The 7,199-nt window shown below is 60.7% G+C and carries 8 protein-coding genes; 4 read left to right on the plus strand and 4 right to left on the minus strand.

Features of this window, described 5'->3' with window-relative positions; genetic code table 11:
* Positions 1-271 precede the first annotated feature (271 nt).
* The gene (locus C5F46_RS15295; protein ID WP_107326184.1) at positions 272-1,069 is read right to left on the minus strand and encodes a nucleotidyl transferase AbiEii/AbiGii toxin family protein; all 798 of its coding nucleotides are present in this window, start codon (positions 1,067-1,069) and stop codon (positions 272-274) included.
* On the minus strand, positions 1,066-1,980 hold the full coding sequence (locus tag C5F46_RS15300) for a type IV toxin-antitoxin system AbiEi family antitoxin (RefSeq protein ID WP_201161508.1): 915 nt from the start codon (positions 1,978-1,980) through the stop codon (positions 1,066-1,068). The genes C5F46_RS15295 and C5F46_RS15300 overlap by 4 nt, the downstream gene beginning before the upstream one ends.
* 366 nt (positions 1,981-2,346) lie before the next feature.
* On the opposite strand from C5F46_RS15300, the gene C5F46_RS15305 reads away from it, so the two are divergent.
* Positions 2,347-3,474: an IS4 family transposase gene (locus C5F46_RS15305; protein WP_201161507.1), complete on the plus strand. Its 1,128-nt coding sequence runs from the start codon at positions 2,347-2,349 to the stop codon at positions 3,472-3,474.
* 116 nt (positions 3,475-3,590) lie between these two features.
* On the opposite strand, the gene C5F46_RS15310 is transcribed toward C5F46_RS15305, so the two are convergent.
* On the minus strand, positions 3,591-4,025 hold the full coding sequence (locus C5F46_RS15310; RefSeq protein ID WP_107326186.1) for a type II toxin-antitoxin system YhaV family toxin: 435 nt from the start codon (positions 4,023-4,025) through the stop codon (positions 3,591-3,593).
* Entirely contained in the window at positions 4,022-4,348 is a 327-nt protein-coding gene (locus tag C5F46_RS15315) for a type II toxin-antitoxin system PrlF family antitoxin (protein ID WP_107326187.1), read from the minus strand. Before C5F46_RS15315 ends, C5F46_RS15310 begins: the two co-directional genes overlap by 4 nt.
* A gap of 279 nt (positions 4,349-4,627) precedes the next feature.
* Here C5F46_RS15315 and C5F46_RS15320 point away from each other — a divergent pair, with 279 nt between their 5' ends.
* The 3 genes from C5F46_RS15320 (at position 4,628) to C5F46_RS15330 (ending at position 6,760) form a co-directional block, all read left to right on the plus strand.
* Complete coding sequence (locus C5F46_RS15320; RefSeq protein ID WP_107326188.1) at positions 4,628-4,951, plus strand: hypothetical protein; 324 nt, start codon at positions 4,628-4,630, stop codon at positions 4,949-4,951.
* A gap of 214 nt (positions 4,952-5,165) precedes the next feature.
* On the plus strand, positions 5,166-5,456 hold the full coding sequence (locus C5F46_RS15325; protein WP_107326189.1) for a helix-turn-helix domain-containing protein: 291 nt from the start codon (positions 5,166-5,168) through the stop codon (positions 5,454-5,456).
* Positions 5,456-6,760 carry a type II toxin-antitoxin system HipA family toxin gene (locus tag C5F46_RS15330; protein WP_207186745.1) on the plus strand — a complete coding sequence of 435 codons (1,305 nt, stop codon included), beginning with the start codon at positions 5,456-5,458 and terminating at the stop codon, positions 6,758-6,760. The genes C5F46_RS15325 and C5F46_RS15330 overlap by 1 nt, the downstream gene beginning before the upstream one ends.
* The last annotated feature ends 439 nt before the right edge of the window (positions 6,761-7,199 follow it).

A 7,199-nucleotide genomic window follows, 5' to 3' on the forward strand; every position in this document is an offset into this window, starting at 1 on the left:
ATATTTCATATAAAAAACAATGCCTTGCAAGACGGTGTGTGCACTGGATGTTCCTGTTTTGATCGCAGATTTTCGCGCTCTGGCGTAGGCCAGAGTAGGTCCTTTGGATGACTGGACCGACCGGCGTTTTGGGGTGGGTTTGGACTGGGTCCGTCGTCGCTTCGATGCGCGCTGCCAGGATTGTGGTACGAAGGTCGAGAAGGACTTCTGGGCTCAAACACGACGACGAACGTCAGGCTCGAGCCGTAGGCATGCGACACGCGATGTCCGCTCAGACTTCGGGAAGCCGCGCTATCAGGGTTTGTGAAACCAGCTCCGCCATGGGTTCGATGTCCCAGGCCACTCCGCCGGCGAGGAGAGGGCCGATATCGGAGCGAAATTCGTGGTTCTGCATCTTGGCGGTCAGGTTCTCGATGTACTGCCTTCGAGTCACGTGATGGCCGCCGTGATCCATGTAGGCGCGAAAGGCGCCGACGATCCGTTCTTCATCCGGCGCTGCCTTTGTCAACGCAACGGCGAGATCGAACAGGTCGCGTCCCTTTCGCCTCTGGTAAAGAGCGCGCAACTTGGTGCCTAGAAGTTCTTCGAGCCCATAGCTGGGGATGTCGCAGGCGCCTTGGAACCAACGTGATGCGACGGAGAAGGGCACCGGCTGCACGCCATAGATCGAAAAGTGCTCGCGTGTGTTGATTTCGACCTTCAACTTGAGCAGGATCGGCGGGCTCTCCTCCGATGCAAATCGATAGCTGAAGGTCACGCGGCCGTCGGTTTGCTTGTATCGGGGCCTCCCAAGCCAAGGATCGAGCACCTCGTGCAGCGCATCCATGACATTACCGGCAGGCTCAGCTGACACCTGAACAAGGTCGATATCCTCCGAGTATCGCGCGGGAGGCTTCAGGAACAGTTTGTATAGGGCGGTGCCACCGCGGAAAGCGAGCGCCCCATTGAGGACCGGATGTTTGAAAATGTCGACAAGCGCCTTGCTGATGACGAGGTCCTGCTCGACCTGAAAGTCCTGCACCCAGGGTGCTTGGCTGCGCCATTCGGTAATGAAGTCGCGTGGAATCAAAACTCCGGCTCCACCTGCTCGTTCACGACGAGTTTCCAGCGATCGTCCCGCCAACCCTCGCTTGGGTTGTTCGGTGCCAAGAGCACATGTTTCTTTGCCCGCGCCTGCACGTAATCCTCGAGCGGCTTCGTCAGGTTCACCCCGTCTCCGAGGGTCAGCAGGTAGCCAAGGCGTTGCGCCCAGGGCGTTGGTGCCGTTTCAGCCGCCTTGACGAGGAGCTCAGGCAAAAGCGCTTCGGACAATTCTGAGAGAACGGTTGCGACCTGGTCTAGACCACCCGCGTGGTCGGGATAGCCTGCCAAGTCTATTGCTGTTGCTTCCGGCGTCGAGACTTGGATCACTCCGCGGGGCGTATTGAACGTCCGAACTGGAACCTGCCTGATCGCCTTGCGCGCGATGTAGGTGACGCGGACTGACCCACATGCGATTGGCCTTCGGTTCTTTTCAAGGCAGACCTGAAAGGTCTGTGGGCGTTGGTGTGCCGCGCCGTAGTACTGCGCCGCGGTCAGAATGCCCGCATAGTAGGGAAGTCCAAGGCGCGCCATCAGCGCCGGGATAAACTGGTCAGCCGGCAAGCAGCCAAGCGAACGGTACTCAGCAGGAACAACGACGTAAAAGCCACGCGCGGGGCTTGCGACAAGACCTTTCTTCAGCAGTCGGTTCAGCGCCAGCTTGGTGGCGTCAGAGGAAACTTGGAGCCATGCCTGGGCTTCAGTGGTCGTAAAGCTAAGGCGCCCGCCGCTGGCGAGTTCGGTGACGTAGTCTCGAGCATGACGTTTTTCGCTTTTCACATGCGAAAAGTATCGAAAAATGATACCTTGCGCAAGTGCATCGAGCGCTGTTGCTGTTGCTACCTTTTTGTGCAGGCTGATGTTATCGGTCGGTGGCAGACAGCGGCGGACCGCTGTCATGGAGTGTCGTTTCAGTTTTGGCCTGACAGTTCCTCAGCCATAACGAGGTCCGTCAGCTAGGCGATCCGGCCTGCCCGGCAATGTGCTCTCGCAAAGTATCGAAAAACGATACTTTGCGAGAGCAGAGAGGATCATGTTCTGTTCTGCATGCGTCCGTTCGCTGCCTGCCTTGCCGCCGTCAAGGCGATGACGTCGAACTGCAACGCGATCTTGTTGTCGCAAGAGACGCTTGCGATCTGTAAACATCCGGCGAGGCTTGCAGTTACCCACAAGTGGTGTGGTAAATTGATTCACCTACCATAAATGGTCTTGGCGATGATGATACGATCATGATTCGTCATGTGGCACCGAATAGGAGGTGCAAGCATGGGACAGAGCTGGGTGAAAACAGAAACCGCCGGTTGCGACCTAGGGGATGAGCGATTGAACCGCAGGCTCGGCGCGATACTCGAGGCCCTCGGGGAGCGACCGGGTAAATCACTGCCGACGGCGTTTCAGGACTGGTCGAACACCAAGGCGGCCTATCGTTTCTTTTCCAATGGGAATGTCAGCGAACATAGAATTTTAGAGGGGCATTTTGCGGCTTCTGCCCTGCGCATCCAGGCAACCAGCGGTCCAATTCTTATCCTGCAGGATACGACAGAGTTCAACTTTAAGCGCGCGTCTCCGGAAAAAATTGGATTCACCCATGTCTCGACCGGGCAGAAGCTGAAGGATGGCAGGCGTAAGAAACATGTGGTCTGCGGGTTCCAGATGCATGCCAGCCTGGCGATCACCCCGGACGGTCTGCCGCTCGGGTTGACGGCAGCAAAATTCTGGTCCCGCGCCGCCTTCAAAGGCACCGCCGCGCTCAAGCGCAAGATCAATCCGACCCGCGTGCCCATTGAACAAAAGGAAAGCATGCGCTGGCTCGACAACCTGCGCCTGTCAACCGAGTTGGCGGGTTCGCCGGAACGTTGTGTGCATGTCGGCGACAGGGAGAGTGACATCTACGAGCTGTACTGCTTGATAGAGGAACTCGGGACTGGCTTTTTGGTCCGGAGCTGCGTCAACCGCTTGGCAGAAGATGGCGGGACTACCATCGCCAAAGTCATGGCAGAGGTGCAGGCGAGCGGCACCCACGAGGTGCGGTTCCGGGATGCGCAGGGCAAGGAGCAGTGCGCGGTCCTGTCGGTCCGGTATGCCACGATGACGGTCTGTCCGCCGATCGGAAAGCAGCGGAAATACCGACACCAGGAACTACAGATCATCCATGCCGAGGAACTCAATCCGCCGGAAGACAGGGAACCCCTACTCTGGAAGTTGATCACGAACCTGCCCGTCGGGTGCCACGCGGAGGCTGTAAACAAGCTCGAATGGTACGCCCTGCGCTGGAAAATAGAGACTTTCTTCCGGACGTTGAAAACCGGCTGCCGGATTGAGGAGCTACGTTTGGCCACGGCCGATCGCCTACCCGCTCATGCTGCTCCGAAGGCAGCCACGCTGTTGGTTTAGCCCGGTTCCTTGTCATCCATTTCAGCAGTTCTTCGACTTGGGATGCAGCGTCACTTCTGCTCGATCAACGCGGCAAGCTGTCCGGACGCAGACTGAGCGCTTGCCATCAGTGCCTTTCAATCGTCGGGCGGGTTGCCGTCCTCGAGCATGCCCTTGAACACCCGATAGGCATCCGTGCGGCTGTTATAGGCGCGTAGCGTGGTGTCGTCGTTCACCCAGGCGAAGATGATGATGCGGCTTTCGGCGTGAAAGCGGAAGAAAAGCCGGTACTGCTGAAAGAACTTTGCCCGGAACCAGTGCCGGTGCTCGTCGCCAAGCGTATTGCCCTGTCGGAACTTCGGGTCGGCGGGGTCGGTCGGGATTTCCTCGAAGATCAGCTTGTTGATCGCAGCAAGGCGCTTGGTTGCGTTCTTGCTGCGATAGCCAGCTGGGTTTGCGGCCTTCAGGGCCGAGACCTTTTCGGCAAGTTCCGCCACCTGATCAAGAAACAAAGGGTGCGCGAACAGGGTCCAGCCGTTCACGACCAACGGCACGTTAAAGGCATCCGTCATTCATCTTCGGGCGACAGCGCCGCATCGAGGTCCACTTCGACACCGTCGATAAGCTCGGCCAGCTTGGCGCGCACCGGCGCGTCCAGGCCACGGACGTGGCCGGGATTCTGGCGGATGTCCTCTGCCAGAAACGCGAGAAACGCGCCGATGGCAGGGTCTTCCGCAGCATCCGTAGCGCGGCGGAGCAGGACGTCGCCTTCAGGCAGGATGGTGTAGGAGATCCGATCGCGCTTCTTCAGGCCCAGCGCCTTACGCACGACGCCGGGCATCGTGGTCTGATACTTGTCCGTCAGCGTGGACTCGACCTTGAGTTCAGCCAGCATGTGATTCTCCTTCACTCTGTAGACGCAAGGTAAGGCAAACGCATTACCCGTTCAACAAGACAGCGATGGAAAAGTCTGGAGGGTGCTTCATGTCAGCCGAAAGGTACCCAACTTGGCCCAAGCCTACTGCGGGAAACCCCTTGGACCAGCTTCATCACGGGGCCGCGCTACCGACGAAAAGGCTGCCTTGAGATCATCCGCATGGTTCGGTAGCAAGACGGCGGCCTTGTTGCAGGAATTCGGCGCTGCGGAGGAATCCGCGACCGGGAGAGGGGTAAGATGGACGTTTCGCCGAATGTGGTCACCGAGGAGACCCTGCGTGGTCTTCTGGCTGAGGGCTATGTGCTGGAGGTCGTCTGCAAGGACGGTCCCGAGAAGCGCCACAACAGTTGGTACGGGAGCTGGGTCATTCGCGCCCTCCTGCCGGATGGCAGTTCGCCCAAGGCTTTGGTCACCAGCCGGAGTCTGTTCAAGCCACGCGAGTTCAAGACGATCGTGGGCCTGGTGAGCTTCCTTGCCGACATGGGCTGCAAGACGGCCTGCATTCCGCTCGAACAGGGGGCCACGGAACGTCATGTGCTGCCGCGACAGGGGAAGGCTTGAGCGATCTGCCTGACGCTGTGTCGCCCCTCCAGGCTCGACCCTTCGTGGTTCATCTGAAGGCTCTCAATGAGTAATCTTACCGAATAGGATAAACTGGTCATCGGGTGTCGGCCTTGCGGTGCGATCTTACTGCAAACGATAAGTTTCTTGTGTTCCGGTCCCATTGTCTCTAAGAATTACCGAAAACGGTAAGTCATCTCCGGAGGCGCAGGCCATGACATCCGAACCTGACGCGCGGCTTCTGACCGAGGTGGGGCAGCGGATCCGTGCGCGGCGCGGGACGGAAGGGCTCACGCTTGACCAGCTCGCCCGCCTCTGCGGGATCAGTGGCCCGGCGCTGTCGCTCATTGAGACCGGAAAGCGGGATGTCCGACTGACAACCCTTGCCCGGATCGCGGCGGCCTTGCGCCTGCCCCTGGAGGTTCTGCTGGCGGAAGGGAAAGAGGGCCGGGAAGAGGGAAGCCCGGACGTCGGTGAGGGCTACGACCTGAAGGGCTTCCTGTGATGCGGCAGGTCCCGATCTGGTTCGACGCGCTCCATGTAGCAGATATCGAGGTCGCCGCTGACGGGGCGCTCTCGCTGCGCTACAGCGACCGCTGGCGTCTGGCCGACGGGGCCTTTCCGCTCTCGGTCACGATGCCCCTGCGCGCCGCGCCCCATCCCTCCGAGGTGATCGCGCCCTGGCTCGCAAACCTCCTGCCGGAAGAAGAGCAGCTCCGCATCCTGACCCGCTCCCTGGGGATCGACCAGGCAGATGTGCTGGCCCTGCTGGAACAGATCGGCGGGGATACGGCGGGGGCGCTGTCCTTCGGCGCGCCGACGGATCGCGCCCGCTGGGCCTGGCGGCCGCTGACCGAGCTTTATGGCCTTGACGACCCGGCCGAGGCGCTTGAGCGACATTTCGAGGATCTCGGTCGACGCCCCTTTCTGGCGGGAGAGGAGGGCGTTCGCCAGTCGCTGGCCGGCGGTCAGAAGAAATCCGCCCTCGCGGTGCTGGACCCGGAGGGCCATCCGGTCCTACGTCTGCCGGAACCGGGCGATGTCCTGGCCGTTCCCCTGCACGGCGCCCCCTCGACCCTGATCGTGAAGCCGGACAATCCGAACCTGCCCGGCCTGACCGAGAACGAGGTCTGGTGCCTCAGGCTCGCCGCAGCGATCGGCATTCCGGCGGCCGAGGCGACCATCCTGCGGGCCAGCGGCCGCTCTGCGATCGCCGTCCTGCGCTACGACCGCAGGCTGGGGCGACAGGGCGAGGTGCAGCGCCTTCATCAGGAGGATTTCGCGCAGGCGAATGGCCTCCCGCCGGGCCGGAAATACGAACGCGGCACGCGGCCCGGGCTCGACCTCGCCAGCCTCTTGCGAACGGGGCGACATGTCGGTGCGAAAGATGCCCTGGCTCTGCTCGACCAGGTGATCTTCAATATCCTCGTCGCCAATACCGACGCCCATGCCAAGAACTATTCCCTGATCCTGCCCATCGCCGCTCCGCCGCGTCTCGCCCCGCTCTACGATGTCTCCTCCGTGCTGGCCTGGCCCCATGTCGTGCAGGCCTATGCCCAGAACATCGCCGGCAAGAAACGCACATCCGAGGGGATCGCGGCCAGGCATTGGGCGACCATCGCCGAGGACGTCGGCTTCCGCCCGAGGGATGTGCTCACGCGGGTCCGGGAACTGATCGATGGGATCGTCGCCAACCGTGTCGGTGTGACAGAGGCGGTCACGCGTCTGCCCGGCGCGACCGAAGGCTACGTGGTCCAGACGGCGGAGCTGGTGGAAGGCAATGCGCTGCGGATGGGCGGGCGTATTTAGCGTTGGGCGTCCCAGGGGCAGTGGTTTCGGCTGACTGGGTGGGCGAGAAATCCGTCTTGCGGACTGCGGCAGCGAGAACCGCGGTCGAAAGGCGGGGGGTGGGTTCCGCGGGACAGGCGGAGGTCTTACAGTTACTTTATTTTATATTAACTACAGTCGTTTATAGGCCAAAATGTATGTGCTGCATGAAGATTGGAGCGCGGGTCCGTGGTCTGGACGTATCCCATCCGTCACGGCCACACGCCCTTCGTCCAGTTCTTCTGGCGCGCGGGCTGCCCTGCGCCTTTCCCCCGCAGGCCTGCCGAAAGCCCTCAATCGATCTCTGAACGCGCGATCCAGTCTTCCTGCCGAAACTCGGTCATGCCGGTCGAAAACCCTTCATGAAAAGGCACAATGTCGAAAACCGCCATACGGCATGCATCGCTCACAGGGAGATCAG

The organism is Phaeovulum veldkampii DSM 11550, from assembly GCF_003034995.1.
GTDB classification, from domain to species: domain Bacteria; phylum Pseudomonadota; class Alphaproteobacteria; order Rhodobacterales; family Rhodobacteraceae; genus Phaeovulum; species Phaeovulum veldkampii.

Coding starts and splice junctions, on each gene's coding strand:
- C5F46_RS15330 (WP_207186745.1), top strand. CDS start 5,456: ATGCGGCAGGTCCCGATCTGGTTCGACGCGCTCCATGTAGCAGATATC.
- C5F46_RS15305 (WP_201161507.1), top strand. CDS start 2,347: ATGGGACAGAGCTGGGTGAAAACAGAAACCGCCGGTTGCGACCTAGGG.
- C5F46_RS15310 (WP_107326186.1), bottom strand. CDS start 4,025: ATGACGGATGCCTTTAACGTGCCGTTGGTCGTGAACGGCTGGACCCTG.
- C5F46_RS15300 (WP_201161508.1), bottom strand. CDS start 1,980: ATGACAGCGGTCCGCCGCTGTCTGCCACCGACCGATAACATCAGCCTG.
- C5F46_RS15320 (WP_107326188.1), top strand. CDS start 4,628: ATGGACGTTTCGCCGAATGTGGTCACCGAGGAGACCCTGCGTGGTCTT.
- C5F46_RS15325 (WP_107326189.1), top strand. CDS start 5,166: ATGACATCCGAACCTGACGCGCGGCTTCTGACCGAGGTGGGGCAGCGG.
- C5F46_RS15315 (WP_107326187.1), bottom strand. CDS start 4,348: ATGCTGGCTGAACTCAAGGTCGAGTCCACGCTGACGGACAAGTATCAG.